Annotated in this window: 14 protein-coding genes and 1 tRNA gene; 7 read left to right on the top strand and 8 right to left on the bottom strand. The window is 57.7% G+C overall.

Going from position 1 to position 15,210, the window contains the following annotated elements; genetic code table 11:
* The first annotated feature begins 23 nt into the window (after nucleotides 1-23).
* Together K325_RS0110150 and K325_RS0110145 are read left to right on the top strand one after the other, a co-directional pair.
* Nucleotides 24-329, top strand: coding sequence for a DUF6482 family protein (locus tag K325_RS0110150; RefSeq protein WP_029654153.1), 306 nt, complete (start codon nucleotides 24-26; stop codon nucleotides 327-329).
* Nucleotides 326-781 carry a DUF3429 domain-containing protein gene (locus K325_RS0110145; RefSeq protein WP_029654152.1) on the top strand — a complete coding sequence of 152 codons (456 nt, stop codon included), beginning with the start codon at nucleotides 326-328 and terminating at the stop codon, nucleotides 779-781. Before K325_RS0110150 ends, K325_RS0110145 begins: the two co-directional genes overlap by 4 nt.
* A gap of 129 nt (nucleotides 782-910) precedes the next feature.
* On the opposite strand, the gene K325_RS0110140 is transcribed toward K325_RS0110145, so the two are convergent.
* The 5 genes from K325_RS0110140 to K325_RS0110120 form a co-directional block, all read right to left on the bottom strand.
* Nucleotides 911-2,368: an aspartate kinase gene (locus K325_RS0110140; RefSeq protein ID WP_029654151.1), complete on the bottom strand. Its 1,458-nt coding sequence runs from the start codon at nucleotides 2,366-2,368 to the stop codon at nucleotides 911-913.
* Nucleotides 2,369-2,416: 48 nt separating this feature from the next.
* Entirely contained in the window at nucleotides 2,417-3,685 is a 1,269-nt protein-coding gene (ectB, locus tag K325_RS0110135) for a diaminobutyrate--2-oxoglutarate transaminase (RefSeq protein ID WP_029654150.1), read from the bottom strand.
* Between the two features lie 177 nt (nucleotides 3,686-3,862).
* Nucleotides 3,863-4,378, bottom strand: coding sequence for a diaminobutyrate acetyltransferase (gene ectA, locus K325_RS0110130; protein WP_029654149.1), 516 nt, complete (start codon nucleotides 4,376-4,378; stop codon nucleotides 3,863-3,865).
* A 444-nt stretch (nucleotides 4,379-4,822) separates the two neighbouring features.
* Entirely contained in the window at nucleotides 4,823-5,788 is a 966-nt protein-coding gene (locus tag K325_RS0110125; protein ID WP_029654511.1) for a radical SAM protein, read from the bottom strand.
* Nucleotides 5,763-7,970: an FAD-dependent oxidoreductase gene (locus K325_RS0110120; RefSeq protein WP_029654148.1), complete on the bottom strand. Its 2,208-nt coding sequence runs from the start codon at nucleotides 7,968-7,970 to the stop codon at nucleotides 5,763-5,765. The genes K325_RS0110125 and K325_RS0110120 overlap by 26 nt, the downstream gene beginning before the upstream one ends.
* 363 nt (nucleotides 7,971-8,333) lie before the next feature.
* Between K325_RS0110120 and K325_RS0110115 the strand changes: the two genes are divergently transcribed.
* Nucleotides 8,334-8,939 (top strand): TetR/AcrR family transcriptional regulator, encoded by a 606-nt coding sequence (locus K325_RS0110115; RefSeq protein ID WP_029654147.1) that lies wholly within the window; start codon nucleotides 8,334-8,336, stop codon nucleotides 8,937-8,939.
* Nucleotides 8,940-8,942: 3 nt separating this feature from the next.
* Here the strand turns inward: K325_RS0110115 and K325_RS0110110 are convergent, their stop codons facing one another.
* Both K325_RS0110110 and K325_RS0110105 read right to left on the bottom strand, forming a co-directional pair.
* Nucleotides 8,943-9,794: a UDP-2,3-diacylglucosamine diphosphatase gene (locus K325_RS0110110; RefSeq protein ID WP_029654146.1), complete on the bottom strand. Its 852-nt coding sequence runs from the start codon at nucleotides 9,792-9,794 to the stop codon at nucleotides 8,943-8,945.
* Between the two features lie 131 nt (nucleotides 9,795-9,925).
* A complete protein-coding gene (locus tag K325_RS0110105; RefSeq protein WP_029654145.1) occupies nucleotides 9,926-10,552 on the bottom strand; it encodes a YbhB/YbcL family Raf kinase inhibitor-like protein in 627 nt (208 codons plus the stop codon).
* Between the two features lie 246 nt (nucleotides 10,553-10,798).
* On the opposite strand from K325_RS0110105, the gene K325_RS0110100 reads away from it, so the two are divergent.
* Complete coding sequence (locus K325_RS0110100) at nucleotides 10,799-12,109, top strand: NAD(P)/FAD-dependent oxidoreductase (protein WP_029654144.1); 1,311 nt, start codon at nucleotides 10,799-10,801, stop codon at nucleotides 12,107-12,109.
* Between the two features lie 14 nt (nucleotides 12,110-12,123).
* On the opposite strand, the gene K325_RS0110095 is transcribed toward K325_RS0110100, so the two are convergent.
* Nucleotides 12,124-12,197 (bottom strand) — tRNA-Gly (locus K325_RS0110095).
* Between the two features lie 71 nt (nucleotides 12,198-12,268).
* Between K325_RS0110095 and K325_RS0110090 the strand changes: the two genes are divergently transcribed.
* The 3 genes from K325_RS0110090 (at nucleotide 12,269) to K325_RS0110080 (ending at nucleotide 15,149) form a co-directional block, all read left to right on the top strand.
* Nucleotides 12,269-13,981: a potassium/proton antiporter gene (locus K325_RS0110090; RefSeq protein WP_029654143.1), complete on the top strand. Its 1,713-nt coding sequence runs from the start codon at nucleotides 12,269-12,271 to the stop codon at nucleotides 13,979-13,981.
* A gap of 118 nt (nucleotides 13,982-14,099) precedes the next feature.
* Nucleotides 14,100-14,657, top strand: a complete 558-nt coding sequence (locus K325_RS0110085; RefSeq protein WP_029654142.1) for a L,D-transpeptidase family protein — start codon at nucleotides 14,100-14,102, stop codon at nucleotides 14,655-14,657.
* A 210-nt stretch (nucleotides 14,658-14,867) separates the two neighbouring features.
* A complete protein-coding gene (locus tag K325_RS0110080; protein WP_029654141.1) occupies nucleotides 14,868-15,149 on the top strand; it encodes an Lpp/OprI family alanine-zipper lipoprotein in 282 nt (93 codons plus the stop codon).
* Nucleotides 15,150-15,210 lie beyond the last annotated feature (61 nt).

The following is a 15,210-nucleotide window of genomic DNA, read 5'->3' as shown; positions in this document are numbered from 1 at the left end:
CACGCGACTTTGGGAGTTTTACGGTGCGTATTACCCTCGATCAACTCAACGAACAGCACAGCCTGGTGATTGACCGGCTGGAGATTCTCTCCCTGGAAGGCCAACAGTACATCGCCCGACTGCATGGCCCTGAAGGGCTGAAAGTCTTGTCGGATCGTCACGGCCAGGCCTGCCTGTTTCGCAGTACCGCGCAGGTTCAGGCGTTGCTCTCGGCCTTTACGGTCTTGCAAACCGAGGTCGTTCATCCTTCGGCTTATCATGAAATGATCGGCATGACCGAGACCGATGTGGAGCCCCTGCGCATACAGATACAGAGGCGGCGCTCGTGATCTCCGTGGCTCGCCTGGCGGTGTTTGTTGGCCTGGCCGGTCTGGTTCCGTTTGTGCTCGGAGCCGCAGGGCTGTTTCTGATGCCCGCCAGCAGTGTGTCCATTCTGGCCTGGTTCTATCTGTACAGCGCTGGCATTCTGGCGTTTATGGCGGGTATTTACTGGCCGATTGCCATGCAGCTGGAGCATCGTACGTACCCCCAGTCACCACTGGTAACCATGCTACTGAGCCAGCTGTTCTTTGTGGCCGCCGGCCTTGGGCTCCTGCTGCAAACGCCGCACAAGATTCTCCTGTACAGTCTCGCCTTCCTGTTGCTTTATCTGGTCGATGTCCGCTGGATGAGAGCCTACTGGCCTGGCTGGTATCTGAAACTGAGGCTCTGTTTGACCACCGTCGTCGTCGCCTGCCAGCTCACGGTGGCCGGCTGGTTCTTCCTGCTGCACGGAGCCTGACTCAGGCTCCGTGCAGACAGTTCGCGAACAAGGGCTGAAGGGGCAGGGAGGGAGAGGCAGATACGACCGCCAGCTGACTCACAGACGTAAGTCGGCTGGCAAGCGACCAATCCCGCCTGTGGCTAACGCCTAGCAGGCGCTGGTTGAGGCCGCCACAATGGCATACTCGTGGTTATGAGGTTCAATCAACGCCCCATGCAATCCCACGATCGCCTGATCGTAATGATCCTCATCAATCACGAACTGGATATCCACCTGTCGCATACACTGATGAATCGCCAGAACACTGATGTCTTTGTCCGCCAGCGCCTTCACAGACCGGGCCAGGATGCCTGGCACCTTCATATCGCTGCCGCAGGCCGACACCAGGGCTACTTTACGGGTACTGACCTCGGCATTGGGAAACACTTCTTCCAGCGCCTTCACCACCCGCTTCACGTGCTTGAGCGTAGTGTCCACATAGTGAGTGATGGTATTGGCGTTGGTGTCCTTGGACATGAAACGCACTTTGAAACGGGTCATCACGTCCAGGATTTTCCGGTCTGAGCCCGGCTCCCCCTGCATATCCTGATCAAATACCTCAATGGCAAAAACGCCTTTGGCACCGGCAATGATCTCCACCTGAGGCTTTTCGCTGATGTAATCCCCGGTAATGAGAGTCCCGGTGTGTTCCGGCTCAAAGGTATTCATGACCCGCAGCGGAATCTCATTCTGCCGAAGCCCTTTGCCCGCACGCGGGTGGATGGCTTCCATCCCGAGATTGGCCAGCTGATCGGCGACATCGTAGTTGGTGCGCCCCAGAGGAACCACCTTGTCCTCGCCGACCACCTTAGGGTCGGCGGAGCTCAAATGGTATTCCTTGTGAATGATGGCTTCGCGGGCGTTAGTGATCACCGCAACCCGGCTGAAGGTCATCTCGCTGTAGCCCCGGTCGAAGGTCCGCATCAGGCCTTCCTTGCATTGGGCATACCCGGTCACAATGGGGAGTTCACGACTCAGGTCAATGGCATCAAACGCCTGTCGGAGCTTCTCATCCAGCGGCAGCAGCTCGCTGTCTCGCCATCCGGTCAGGTCCACGAACCGTGCATTGATGCCTTCCTGCTGAAGTTTCAGTGCGGTGTTGAACGCACTGTGAGCCTCACCGATACCCGCCAGCATTTCGCGGACGGTCAACAGGTGCTCCTCCAGCTGGAACTGGCCATAGGAACACAGGCGCTGAAGGTCAATCAGGCACCCACGAACCCCTTCAATTCGATCCGTGATGAACTGATCCGCCTGCTGTTTTAGCATCGGATCGGTGAACAGTTCACCGTTGATATCGGTCAGCAACTGGATCAGTTTGGTGAGATCGTCCCCCCAGGCCCAGTCAGATTCAGCATCCGCAAACAGGGCATAAACTCCCGGCTCACCGGTTTTCTTGTGTTCCAGCAACTCGTTGGTCACGCCGCCGTAGGCAGACACCACGAAAATCCGCTGGTAGAGGTCGCTCTTCTTGCGCTTGCCAATAATGATATTGTCGCGCACGGCCTCGTAATTACTCATGGAAGTACCGCCAACTTTCTCGACGGTATGTTGTGCCGTTGTCATGTCGTTGCCTTTGTATCCTGCAGTGTGTGTTGTCGGGTCAAAGGCGCCTTACGACGCCTCGCTGACACCTACCTGCATGATTTCATCAACACTTTCAGACAGGATTTTCACGCCCAGGCGCAGATCATCTTCACTGGTGGTCAGCGGCATCAGACATTTAATCACTTCATCGTTCGGACCGCTGGTCTCAATGATCAGGCCCTTCTCAAAGGCCCGCTTGGTAATTGGCCCGGTCCGGTCGGCGTGTTTGGCTTCAATGCCCCGCATCAGGCCCCGGCCTTTCATCCGGAACTCACCCGGATACTGGTCACAGATGGCTTGCAGCGCATCCCCCAGCACTTTGGTCTTGGCTTTTACTTCGTTGGCAAAAGCATCGTCCTTCCAGTAGGTTTCGATGGCAGCCCGGGCGGTGACAAAGGCCATGTTATTGCCCCGGAACGTCCCGTTGTGTTCACCGGATGCCCACACGTCCAGTTCCGGCTTGAACAACACCAGAGCCATCGGCAGGCCATAGCCACTGAGGGATTTGGAGACCGTTACAATGTCCGGCTTGATTCCGGCAAACTCAAAGCTGAAAAACTCACCAGTACGGCCGTTGCCCGCCTGAATATCGTCGACAATCAGCAGAATGTCGTGCTTCGCACACAGCTCAGACAGCCCCTTCAGCCACTCAGCACGGGCAGCATTCAACCCTCCTTCACCCTGAACCGCCTCAACAATCACAGCCGCCGGCAGTTCAACGCCGGAAGAGCTGTCTGACAGCACTTTATCCATGATTTTCAGGGTATCAACGTCCTCACCCAGGTATCCGTCGTAGAACATGAAATCGACGTGGCCCAGAGGGATGCCGACACCACCACGGTGATGCTCATTTCCGGTCGCCGCCACGGCACCGGTGGTCACACCATGAAACCCGTTGGTGAAGGAAATGATGTTGGTACGGCCTTTGACCTTACGGGCCAGTTTCATGGCCGCTTCCACACAGTTGGTGCCGGTCGGGCCGGTGAACTGCATTTTGTAATCCAGCCCCCGGGGATCCAGGATGTATTTCTTGTACGACTCCATGAAGTCGTGCTTGGCCTTGGTGAACAGGTCAAGCCCCTGGCTTACCCCATCCGCTTCAATGTACTCAAGCAGAGCCTTCTTCAGGATATCGTTGTTGTGGCCGTAGTTCAGAGAGCCCGCGCCAGCCAGAAAGTCCAGGTATTCCTTGCCGTCTTCGGTGTAAAGATGCGCATTCTTGGCGCGGTTGAAAATCACCGGAAAAGCACGGGAATACACGCGAACTTCAGATTCAGTCGATTTAAAAATTTCCATTGTCTTGCCTCTTAGCATGTCAGGTTCGAGGTAAATGCGCGGGGGCCTGTCGGTAAAACGTGTCGGTCGCAACAGGCCCGCCGAGCGTTGATTTAAGCCGCAGACCCACCCCGGGTGGCCGCCGGCTACTACAAATTCGTCGGTGGCTCGCCCCCTTCAGGCGCAGGCTCCGGACTTTCAGGCAGGCTTGGTGAAAGGCCCGATGCGCAGCAGAAACTCCGAATCGTGCTGGCCGCCAAAATGGGTCTCTTGTTCGAAATGCTCGTGATAGCTGAGCTCGGCGCCCAGATCGCGGGCAAAAGAACGGAACAGCGCCCAGGAGGCTTCGTTGTCTTCGGTAATGGTGGTTTCCAGGTGCGTGACATTCCGGCACGCGTCCCGGCTGACAATGTCTTTGAGCATCCGCTTCGCAAGGCCTTGCCCACGACCTTTCTCGTGAACGGCCACCTGCCAGACAAACACTGTTTCGGGCTGTTGGGGGGGGATATATCCGGAGATAAAGCCGACCAGATCGCCGTCCTTCTCCGCAGCCACGCCGGTCTCAGCAAAGTGACTGCACTGCAACAGATTGCAGTAAATCGAGTTGGGGTCCAGCGGCGGACATTCCGCAACCAGCTGGTGAAGCCTGAAGCCATCATCCTTTGTGGGTTTACGCAGGGCGATGGCGGTGGTAGTCGATCCTTCTGATGTCATAACGTGATCAATTCGGTTCCAAAAGTTAGTGCTGAATTATATAGACCACAAAATATATTTCAAGTTGCCCCTGAGCGCCAAACCTCCAGCGGACCAACGGGCACCCACAGAGAATATCTCGGATTGAAGCACCTGACAGTGACAAGCTGATTAAATTCCGGAAGGAAAAAGGAGAGGTTAACTCTGAAAAGAGCCAAAGAAGCATCGCTCAGGAGAAGGAATCGCTCTCTTCTCACAAGGTCTAAGCGCACTTCGGGCAAAAAACCGAAAGCCCCAAAACGCACCAAAACTGTTTGCAGCACTAAAGGCCAGCCCCACAAAACGACCGCCGGAAACGAATTACGGGTTACTCACCATTCGTTATTGTTTAGGCCTCCAAATATTGGACCACCTTACTCTGTTGAAACCGCCTGTAGGGCCCCGACACCCTTAAAGATGCATTGATCAATCTCCCGGCGCCGAACAACTGGCCCCGAACCGGTAGCAGGCGAAACACCGGTGATGCCTCAGCATAATCCGCTCTTTCATGCTTTCAGCCAGGGTGCCTCCGAGGTCGTATTGAGGATCGTCATCAACCAGCGTGCAGGCGTACACGCGCACCCGCTCCCCCTTCTTCACCAGCATACGAGTATGCGTGCACATGAAGTGCGCCCTGGACGCCGGAGTCGGATACTTTGCCATGCAGTCTTCCGTAATCTCGGGGCTACCGTCTTCCGAACCCGGCGTCCCAAGATCCGGGAACGCTGTAAACGCCAGGTTCTCCGGAATAGCCTTCTCGCGAAACAGAACCCGGAACCGCGCTTCCACATCCCCCGGCACCTCATTCAGGTCTGTCTGCCGGGCAATCGACACCCTGAACCCTTGCCCGATCAGCCATCGAATCCCCTCAAGGGCCCTGTCGAAACTGCCTTCCCCCCGGTCCCGGTCGTGCCGGGCACGATCGGGAAAATCCAGACTGATCCGGAAATGGACCGGGTAGGGGTTGTTCTTGAGCGGCATCACCTGATGGCGCCGCTTCCATAGCGGCTCCGTCGCATTGGTCAGCACAAAACAAGGCCGGTGCCGGCTGGCATAATCCAGAATGTTGACAAAATCCCGGATGACAAACGGTTCGCCGCCGGTAAACGAGAACTGCTCCACGCCCATATCCAGAGCTTCGTGAAAATAGGGCTTCACGTCACTGAGCATCATTCCGGGAATCCGGCCGTCGCCCGGGTGCGAACCCTCCAGACAGAATGGACAGGCCAGGTTGCAGGCGGTGCCAGTATGAACCCACAGTTCTTTAAGCTTGTCTGCGTCGATGTACCCCCTCGGCGCTCCGCTACGGGTGTGAGTCCAGCTATCAACAGCCCGGGGTTCAATCACTTCAACCACCGGAATTCTGTTACTTCGGGCCTTGGTCAGGGGCATGAGAATTCTTGCTCCTTACGCTGTTTTTGTTTTTGCCCAGACGCCACCGGTGAAACTTCTCCAGCAACGCCAGAACACCATCGGGCGCATGGGCCCTTTTCCATTCACCAGCCACGTACTTGGCAGACTCGTTCCAGGTTGGGTAGGGGTGAATGGTGCCCAGGATCTTGTTCAGTCCGAGGCCATGCTTCATAGCCAGAGTGAACTCGGCCAGAATCTCTCCGGCGCGCGCACCCACCACCACCACCCCAAGAATCCGGTCTTTGCCCGGCGGTGTCAGCACCTTGATGAAACCGAAAGCATCACTATCCGCAATGGCCCGGTCCAGATCATCCAGGCCATAACGCGTCACCTCGTAGGCGACCCCGCGGGCCCGGGCCTCCGCTTCACTCAGCCCCACACGTGCCACTTCCGGCGAGGTAAAGGTCACCCAGGGCATCACCCGATAATCCACCCGGAAGCGCCTAAACTGCCCGAACAGTCCATTCACCGCGGCATACCAGGCCTGATGGGCCGCCGCATGAGTAAACTGGTAGGGCCCGGCGACATCACCACAGGCAAACACGTTGGGATAGCGCAAACTCATGTCTTCCTCAACGGGCACCGCCCCATTGGCCAGAGGCTCAATACCCATACCTTCAAGGTTCAGCCCCTGCGTATTGGCCCGGCGACCCACCGCCACCAGCACCTCGTCGAAAGGTATGCGTACTCGCACTCCCTCGTACTCGCACCAGGCAACCTTTTCTCCGTTTTCCCTACAGAACGACACCGCAGAATGTCCCAACCGGACATCGACGCCGTCCGCCCGGAACTGATTCAGGATCAGCTCCGAAACCTCAACATCCTCTCTGGGAAGCAGGCGGTCTCCTTTTTCCACCTGGGTAACCTGGCTTCCCAGCCGGGCAAATGCCTGAGCCAGCTCCGACCCAATCGGGCCACCACCCAGAATCAATAGCCGTTGCGGCTGCTCCTCCAGTTTCCACAGATTGTCAGAAGTCAGCGGCTGCATCTCCACCAGGCCAGGAATGGCTGGCAGTAACGGTTTTCCTCCGGTGGCCACAATGATGCTCCGGGCCGTCAGGTGCTCAGTGCGACCATCGTTATGCCGGATCGCCACCGTCCACGGCGAGACAAAGCTCGCCTCTGCGCTAATACACTCCACACCAAGTTTCCGGTAACGCTCCGGAGAATCGTGGGGCTCAACCCTGGCAATAACAGCTTTAACCCGGCGCATGACCGATCTGAACGAACCGGCTACCGGCACCGACTCCAGTCCGTACCGATGGGCATGACGCAACGTATCGGCCGCCCTGGCACTTCGGATCAGGGCTTTGGAGGGGACGCAACCGGTATTGAGGCAGTCGCCCCCCATCCGGTCCTTCTCAATCAGTGCCACCCGGGCTTTTACAGCAGCACCAATGTATGCGGACACCAGGCCCGCAGCCCCCCCGCCAATCACCAACAGGTTGTAATCAAAATGCACGGGCTTGCGCCAGCCCGCGTACACCTTTCGGCGCCGAATAAAACCCACCAGGAATTTCGCCAGCAGAGGAAACGCCCCCAACAGGGCAAAGGACAGCAACAAGTCAGCGGAAACAATGTCACTGGTGGACTGAATCTGACCAAGCTGGGTGCCGGCATTCACGTACACAAACGTGCCGGGCAGCATGGCGAGCCAGCTCACCAGCACGTAGGTCCGCAGCTTCATCGACGTCAGTCCCATTGCCAGGTTAATCAGGAAAAAGGGAAAGACCGGCACCAGTCGCAGCGTCGCCAGATAGTAGGCTCCATCCTTCCCGATACCACGATCCATTCTGGCCACCGTGTCGGCATACCGCTCCCGCAGCGTGTCCCGCATCAGAAAACGCGCCACAAGAAACGCCAGCGACGCCCCTGCCGTCGATGCAATCGAGACCGTCACCAACCCATAAAGATTGCCGAAAAAAGCCCCGCCAGCCAACGTCATGATGGCGGCTCCGGGGAGTGAGAGCGCAGTCACAGCAACGTAAATTCCGGCATAACCGGCAACCGCCAGCACCCGGTTCTGATCAATCCATTGCCTCAGACTCTCTTGGTGAGCCTGAAGGTTTTCCAGCGTCAACAACTGATGCCCGTCGAACCCCAGAAAAACGCCAACAAGGGCTGCAATGAAAAGAACAAGAAAAAGCTTATTGTGGTTCATATCCGCGCCTGCCCGGGTCATCCATCAATACGCTGTGTATTCAAGATACGACCACTTGGCGATTGTTATCCCGCTTTGTTTTTTTTGAGTGGCCGCCATAAAAAGAAACTCCGGCCGGATTCGACACACTATACCGAGTAGACCAGCCCCCGGGAGGCAGGTTCCCGACTTTCGCCGACGTCGTGATGGAAGGTGGCACTCTCAATGACTGTCTGAAGGCCCCTGCGACTACCGTTGCACCGCGCCCGGAAAAAGCTTGCCGAATCAAAACCCTGGAAATATGCCAATGGTGAAGACCTATGTTCCGACAACGCCAGAAGCTACAATCAGGTGTCGCTTCACGACGGCTCAGGTGATCACAAAATGTCCAGACCTCCAAGTTATGACCGGGAAACAGCCCTCGAAAAAGCGGTCGGGCTGTTCTGGCACAAGGGGTACCATGGCAGCTCCATGAAACAGGTCGAGCAGGCTCTGGATATGCGACCAGGCAGCATCTATGCTGCGTTTGGCAGCAAGGACGAACTGTTTTCAGAGGCACTTGCACGATACACGAAGGAAGCGGGAGAGGATCTGGCCAGTCATATGGCCGGCTACGCCAGCGTCATTGAGGGCCTGCAGTCCTTTCTTCAGAAAATTGCCCGGGACTGCTCGGCCTCAGAGCAAGCACCAGCCCGGGCTTGCATGATTGTCAAAACCCTGCTCGAAGCCAATAACACCCACGGTGCGTTGTATGCTCAGGCCAACAGTGTTCTGAGCGCCATTGAGGATGCTTTCACCGCGTTACTGGAAAAAGCACAACGTCAGGGGGAGCTCACTCCCAGAACCGACTGCCGGCGGCTCGCCCGGCTGCTGCAGGGACAGCTGATGGGCCTGCGCTCCATGGCTGAGCGAAACTTGTCCGCGACCGAGCTCGAGCAGCTCGGGCAAGACATGAGCGCCGTTCTGGAACGGTACCGGGCCGAAAACTAAGGCTCAGCCGGCCGGCCCATTGAGCTGCTCCAGAAACGCTGCCGGCAAGGCATCGATCACCGGGCGCGCATCTCCGGCCAGTTCCGGGTTTGGGGCGTCCGGCTCGCGACTCAGCGTGACCGGCTCTTCGGACCAGTGCAACAGCTCCAGGCGCCCATCATCCCTTTCAACCAACGCCGTGCAATGTTCCACCCAGTCGCCGTCGTTGCAGTACAAGCCGTCTTCACTGCGCAGAAAACCCGCCGAGTGGATATGGCCGCAGATAAACCCATCGTAACGCCCCTTCTCTGCCGCCGTCAGGGCGGCCAGTTCGAAACGGCGTATAAAAGTGCGGGCCTTGCCAATCCGACTCTTGATCCAGGCCGCCAGCGACCAGTATGGTTTCCCCTGCAACCGGCGCAGCGCGTTAAACCAACGGTTCAGCCGGAGCAGAACCCCGTGGGCCCGGTCTCCCACCAGCAACAGAAGGGGACTGCAGCGTACCACCTGATCAAACTGATCTCCGTGACACACCAGGAACTGACGGCCATCGGCCGTCGTATGCACCGCCTTGTAGAGCAGCTCGACGCCAGACAGGGTCTGACCACAAAAACGGCGGAAAAACTCATCATGATTGCCCGGAATGTATACCACCCGGGTACCGGCACCAGCCAGCTCAAGCAGCTTATTGACCACCTGACGGTGACTGTCGGGGAAGTGAGCCCGCCGCTGCATGGCAATCAGATCTACGATATCGCCAACAAGATAGAGGGTTTCGCACTGAACATTGTTCAGAAAGTCCAGCAGGTACTCGGCCTGGCAATCAGCCGTGCCAAGATGGACATCGGAAATGAATACACTGCGATACTGTCGCATGGTGCCTCCGGTGGTGTCAGGCCCGCTTTCAGGATCCTGTCGTTAACCTGACAAAACGCAGTGACAGCCCGGTGACAGCCGCAAGACAGTTTGATGAAGCCAGGGCCGGAACAGGCCCTGGCGGAGAAGGGTCAGGAACGAAGCGCAGGGTTGAGCGTGTAGGTGCCGGTCACTCGGGCACTGGCCAGGACATGGCCCGCCATGGCTTCACGTACGGCATTGCCATCGAATTCACCTTCCAGCCCCAGCGACGCCACATCAAGGGCATGCACCTCAAAATGGTAGCGGTGAATGATCTCATCGTTCCAGGGTGGGCAAGGGCCATCGTAACCGGCGTAGGTTCCCGCCATGTCAGGATTGCCTGCAAGAAACTGGGTGTAATTGTTGATTCCACGCACGCCGATGGGCCCCGCCCCCCAGGCCTTGCCCTTCGGACTGACGCCGTCGCTGTCTTCGCCTTCCGGAATACGGCTGAGGCTGGCAGGGATGTCGATCAGTAACCAGTGAAAGAAATCCACTCGCGGCAGGTCCGCCGCAACTGTCTTGCCTTCCTGATTCACATCGTCGGCAACGCTCGGGACATCCGGGTCAAACATCATCACCACAAAACTTTTGGTACCTTCCGGAGCTTCTTCCCAGACCATTTCCGGGTTCCGGTTGGGGCCAAAACTCATATGGTCCTGCTCACTGAAGACACCGAACGCAAACTTCTCAGGAATCGGCTGACCTTCCTGAACACCTCGAACCTGCAGTTTCACGATTATCTCTCCTATCTGTTCGTCCTGTGGATGGGAAGGTTTTAGCAGTGGCAACCGCTCGGTGTCCAGCCTGAAAGTACCAACGACGCACCCATTCGGCACTTGGGTTCAATTGTTTCGCCCTGGTATCAGCGTTAGTATACGCTCGCGTATCAGAACCCTGATCTGCCCCTACCAGACCAGTGACGACAGCCAAGCGTTTTCGCAGAGAGCGTTTGGCTCTCATCACTTAAAGGTCTGAACATCATGGAAACACTTCATCATATTGTCGTTGTCGGCGGAGGTGCCGGCGGTCTTGAACTGGTCACGAGCCTGGGTGACAAACTGGGCCGGAAGCAAAAGGCCCGGATATCCCTCGTCGACGCCGGTCTCACCCACGTCTGGAAACCTCTGCTGCACGAGGTTGCATCGGGCTCTCTGGATGCCAACGCCAACGAAATCAACTACCGTGCCCATGCCCGCAAACACCACTATGAGTTTCAGCTCGGGCGCATGAGTGGCCTGGATCGAGCCAACAAACACATCATTATCGCGCCCTTCCGGGATGAAGACGGACAGGAAGTCGTGCCGGAGCGGCGCCTGCAATACGACACCCTGGTGATTGCCGTTGGCAGCACGGCCAATGATTTTGGCACCCCTGGCGCCCAGGAACACTGCCTGTTTCTGGACAGCCTGAAACAGGCGAGGCGCTTTCACAATCTGATGCTCAATGCCTTTCTGCGCAAGAATCACGAAGCCCTTCAAGGCCAGCCTCACACTCTGAACATCAGCATCATCGGGGCGGGTGCCACCGGCGTGGAACTGGCTGCCGAGCTGCGGCTGGCCTCCCGGGAACTGCCAATCTATGGCATGAATCACCTCAAATCTTCCGACGTATCCATCAGTGTCATCGAAGCCGCGGACCGTATTCTGCCCGCGCTGCCCGGCCGGTTATCCTCCGCCGCCACCCGGGAACTGGAACGACAGAAAGTCCAGGTACTGACCGGCCAACCGGTCAGCGAAGTCCGGAATGACAGGCTGATCATGAAAGACGGCACCGAACTGCCGTCAGAGATGACCATCTGGGCCGCTGGCATCAAAGCGCCCCCTTTCCTGGCAGAGCTGGATGGCCTGGAAACCAATCGCGGAAATCAGTTAATTGTCGAGCAGACCCTGAGAACCACCAAGGATCCGGACATCTTTGCCTTTGGCGACTGCGCGGCCTGCCCGCAACCCGACTCGGACCGACCGGTGCCCCCCAGGGCACAGGCCGCCCACCAGCAGGCCGACACCCTGTTCAAAACACTCTGTCATCGGCTGGAGGGCAAGGAGGCCGTGCCGTTTGTGTACAACGACCATGGCTCACTGATCAATTTCAGCAAATACACCACCGTGGGTAACCTGATGGGCAACCTGTCAGGCCGCAGCATGTATATTGAAGGGAAGGTGGCCAGGCTGTTTTACGTATCTCTGTACCGGATGCACCAGGTAGCACTCCACGGGTTCCTTCGGACCGGGGTGATCTGGTTAATGGATAAGATCAGCCGGGCCATGCACCCGCGCCTGAAGCTGCACTGACGCGCGGCGCAGACTGGAGCGGGCGATGGGAATCGAACCCACGTCGTAGGCTTGGGAAGCCTCTGCTCTACCATTGAGCTACGCCCGCCTGCATAATGATTGCTACAGCAATATAAGCCCGGACGTGCGTTCGGGCAAGCCCCTTTGGTCTGGAGCCTGATGGATCCCACTCTCACTTTGATTGGCGCCCTGATGCTGGTCATCAGCATCATTCTTAGCCCCTTGTCCAGCCGGGTCGGTATGCCGGTCCTGCTGGTCTTTCTGGTGGTGGGCATGATGATGGGCGAAGACGGACCGGGCGGCATTGAGTTCGATAATTTTGAGCTCGCTTTCCTGATCGCCAACCTCGCGTTGGGGGTGATCCTGCTCGATGGGGGCATGCGCACCCGCGTAGAGACCTTCCGGGTTGGCCTTCGACCTGCCCTGATGCTGGCTACCCTGGGTGTCGCTCTGACCGCAGGCGGCGCGGCCGTTGTGGCCTGGTGGGTGTTCGATCTGCACTGGCTTATGGCACTGCTGATCGGGGCAATCATTTCTTCCACCGACGCTGCCGCCGTTTTCTCGCTGCTTCAGGGTCGGGGACTGCACCTGAACGAACGGGTCAGTGCGACACTGGAAATCGAATCCGGCAGCAACGATCCGATGGCCATTTTCCTGACCCTGCTGCTGGTCACGCTGATTGGCAGCTATGAGGAGGGCGCGCTGACCCAAGGCCTGCTAATGCTGCTACAACAATTCGGCCTTGGCACACTGGCCGGGCTTGCCGGCGGCTTTGCCGTGGTTCAGCTGGTCAACCGGATTCAACTGACACCCTCCCTCTACCCGCTGCTGGTTGCAGCAGCCGGCATCGCCGTGTTCTCCGCCACCAACGCTATTGGTGGCAGCGGCTTTCTGGCCATTTACCTCACCGGGGTGGTAATCGGTAACCGGCAGGTGCGGATGATGCCCATGATCCTTCAGGTACACGATGGCCTGGCCTGGCTTGCCCAGCTTTGCCTGTTCCTGATCCTGGGCTTGCTGGTCAGCCCATCGGAACTGATCCCTCTGGCCGGCGCGGGGCTGGTTCTGGCGCTGGCGCTGATTTTTGTCATCCGGCCGATCACGGTTCTGCTGACACTCTGGCCCTTTGGCTTCAACCGGCGGGAACTCGGTTTTATCAGCTGGGTTGGCCTGCGAGGGGCAGTGCCGATCGTCCTGGCCCTGTTCCCGGTGATTGCCGGCCTTCAGGATGCCCAACTCGTCTTCCATGCGGCCTTCTTTATCGTCCTGGTTTCTCTGCTGGTTCAGGGCACCACCATGGCACCGCTGGCCCGTCTTCTGAAGCTCGAAGTCCCGGCGGGTGAAGGCCCTTACCGGCGGCTGCCACTGGATGTCCCCGCTGCAGGAGATCACGAACTGATGCTGTTTCCCCTGCGCGGTCAAGTCTGGGAGAACCCCAGGCCCCTTGGCCACCTCCGGTTCCCCGACAACACCGCCATTGCCGGTGTCTTCCGGGATCGAAAGTGCCTGCAGCCCCGCCGGGAACTGAAAGTGGCTTCGGGCGATGTCATTGCCATGTTTGCCACGCCGGCCCTGCTCCCGGACCTCGGTAAGGCATTGAGCGGTCGACAGACGCCTCAACACCTGGCAGAACGGGCCTTTTTCGGGGACTTTGTTCTGAACGGCGATGCCCTGCTGGGGGATGTAGAGCAGGTGTATGACATCGAGTTTGACGGGCTGTCTCCCGACCTGTCCCTGGCCGAGTGTTTCGCCAAGCGCACCAAAGGCCATCCGGTGGTTGGCGACAAAGTGGTACTTGGCCGGGTCACTCTGGTAGCCCGGGCGACCGACGCCGACCGGGTCACCAAAGTTGGCCTGAAAAAGCTGGCCTGATCCTGAAGCCGTCAAAAAAAGCCAAGATCTGTAACACAACCCCTTATCACCCTCACAGCAGGCTATGGTATAAACGGCATGAACAAAGTTTAACCATTCAGGCATTTGCGCGAGTCACATGATTGTTCGAGTTCTGCTGACCATCACACTGTCCCTGATCGCCATCTCAGCACCGGCGTCCGAACTGCTGGCACGGGCAGAAACCCGGCTGTTGCCGGAACCCACCGAACCCGGAGTGAAGGACGAGTTGCTGGAGATCACCCAGGTCCTGGTAAACAAGGGCGAACGTCGCCTGTATTTGCTCAGTGGCGAGCATACCGTTCGCCACTACCGCATTTCACTGGGTGACAACCCGGTCGGCCACAAACTGTATGAGGGGGACGAACGCACCCCCGAAGGTGACTATGTCCTGGACTGGCGCAATGCCAGCAGCGACTTCTACAAATCTATCCACATTTCCTACCCCAGCCCACGCGATAGGGAACTTGCCGAGGCCTGGGGCCTGAATCCCGGTGGCAGCATCATGATTCACGGCCTTCCGAACAACGCCGGCGACATGGCTTTTGCCTATACCGGGCTGGACTGGACCGATGGCTGCATCGCCGTCACCAACGAAGCCATGGATGAAATCTGGCAGCTGGTCCAGAATGGCACCCCCATCCGGATTGAGCCCTGACACGCCCAATTGATGACAACTCCATGAAAACTGGATTAAGTTGCTGTCATAAGCTAAGAAAATTTACGTATCGTTAGTTAACATTTTGTCTCTGAGTGTTTTACACTGTTTAACGACTCCGGTAGTCACCGCCTATCGGGCCTAGTAGAAGGAGGCCGTCAGAACGGCTTCCGGATCACGGAAATAAAACGACCAATAAGGGGATTTACAATGCGTAAACTGACGATCGCCGGGATTGCTCTGGCCACTGCTCTGACTGCTGGCTGTGCCACTACTGACCAGGCTGCTCTGGACGAAGCGAATGCAACTGCCAGCTCCGCTGAGCAGACTGCAAACAACGCTCTGAACACTGCTAACAGTGCAGCAAGCAATGCCCGCACTGCCCAGCAGACTGCTGAAGAAGCTCTGGCCGCTGCCCGTGCTGCTCAGAAATCTGCTGACGAAGCAAACGAGCGTGCCAAGCGTATGCTCGAGCGTGCCAGCAAGAAGTAAAGCTGTCAGCTAGCAAAAAAGGCCGGTTCAACCGGCCTTTTTTGTGCCTGAGGGAAAACCG

Source organism: Marinobacter daepoensis DSM 16072 (genome assembly GCF_000421165.1).
Taxonomy (GTDB): Bacteria; Pseudomonadota; Gammaproteobacteria; order Pseudomonadales; family Oleiphilaceae; genus Marinobacter; species Marinobacter daepoensis.
This window is presented reverse-complemented; position numbering and strand designations above follow the sequence as displayed.

Coding starts and splice junctions, on each gene's coding strand:
- K325_RS0110140 (WP_029654151.1), bottom strand. CDS start 2,368: ATGACAACGGCACAACATACCGTCGAGAAAGTTGGCGGTACTTCCATG.
- ectB (WP_029654150.1), bottom strand. CDS start 3,685: ATGGAAATTTTTAAATCGACTGAATCTGAAGTTCGCGTGTATTCCCGT.
- ectA (WP_029654149.1), bottom strand. CDS start 4,378: ATGACATCAGAAGGATCGACTACCACCGCCATCGCCCTGCGTAAACCC.
- K325_RS0110125 (WP_029654511.1), bottom strand. CDS start 5,788: ATGCCCCTGACCAAGGCCCGAAGTAACAGAATTCCGGTGGTTGAAGTG.
- K325_RS0110120 (WP_029654148.1), bottom strand. CDS start 7,970: ATGAACCACAATAAGCTTTTTCTTGTTCTTTTCATTGCAGCCCTTGTT.
- K325_RS0110115 (WP_029654147.1), top strand. CDS start 8,334: ATGTCCAGACCTCCAAGTTATGACCGGGAAACAGCCCTCGAAAAAGCG.
- K325_RS0110110 (WP_029654146.1), bottom strand. CDS start 9,794: ATGCGACAGTATCGCAGTGTATTCATTTCCGATGTCCATCTTGGCACG.
- K325_RS0110100 (WP_029654144.1), top strand. CDS start 10,799: ATGGAAACACTTCATCATATTGTCGTTGTCGGCGGAGGTGCCGGCGGT.
- K325_RS0110090 (WP_029654143.1), top strand. CDS start 12,269: ATGGATCCCACTCTCACTTTGATTGGCGCCCTGATGCTGGTCATCAGC.
- K325_RS0110085 (WP_029654142.1), top strand. CDS start 14,100: ATGATTGTTCGAGTTCTGCTGACCATCACACTGTCCCTGATCGCCATC.
- K325_RS0110080 (WP_029654141.1), top strand. CDS start 14,868: ATGCGTAAACTGACGATCGCCGGGATTGCTCTGGCCACTGCTCTGACT.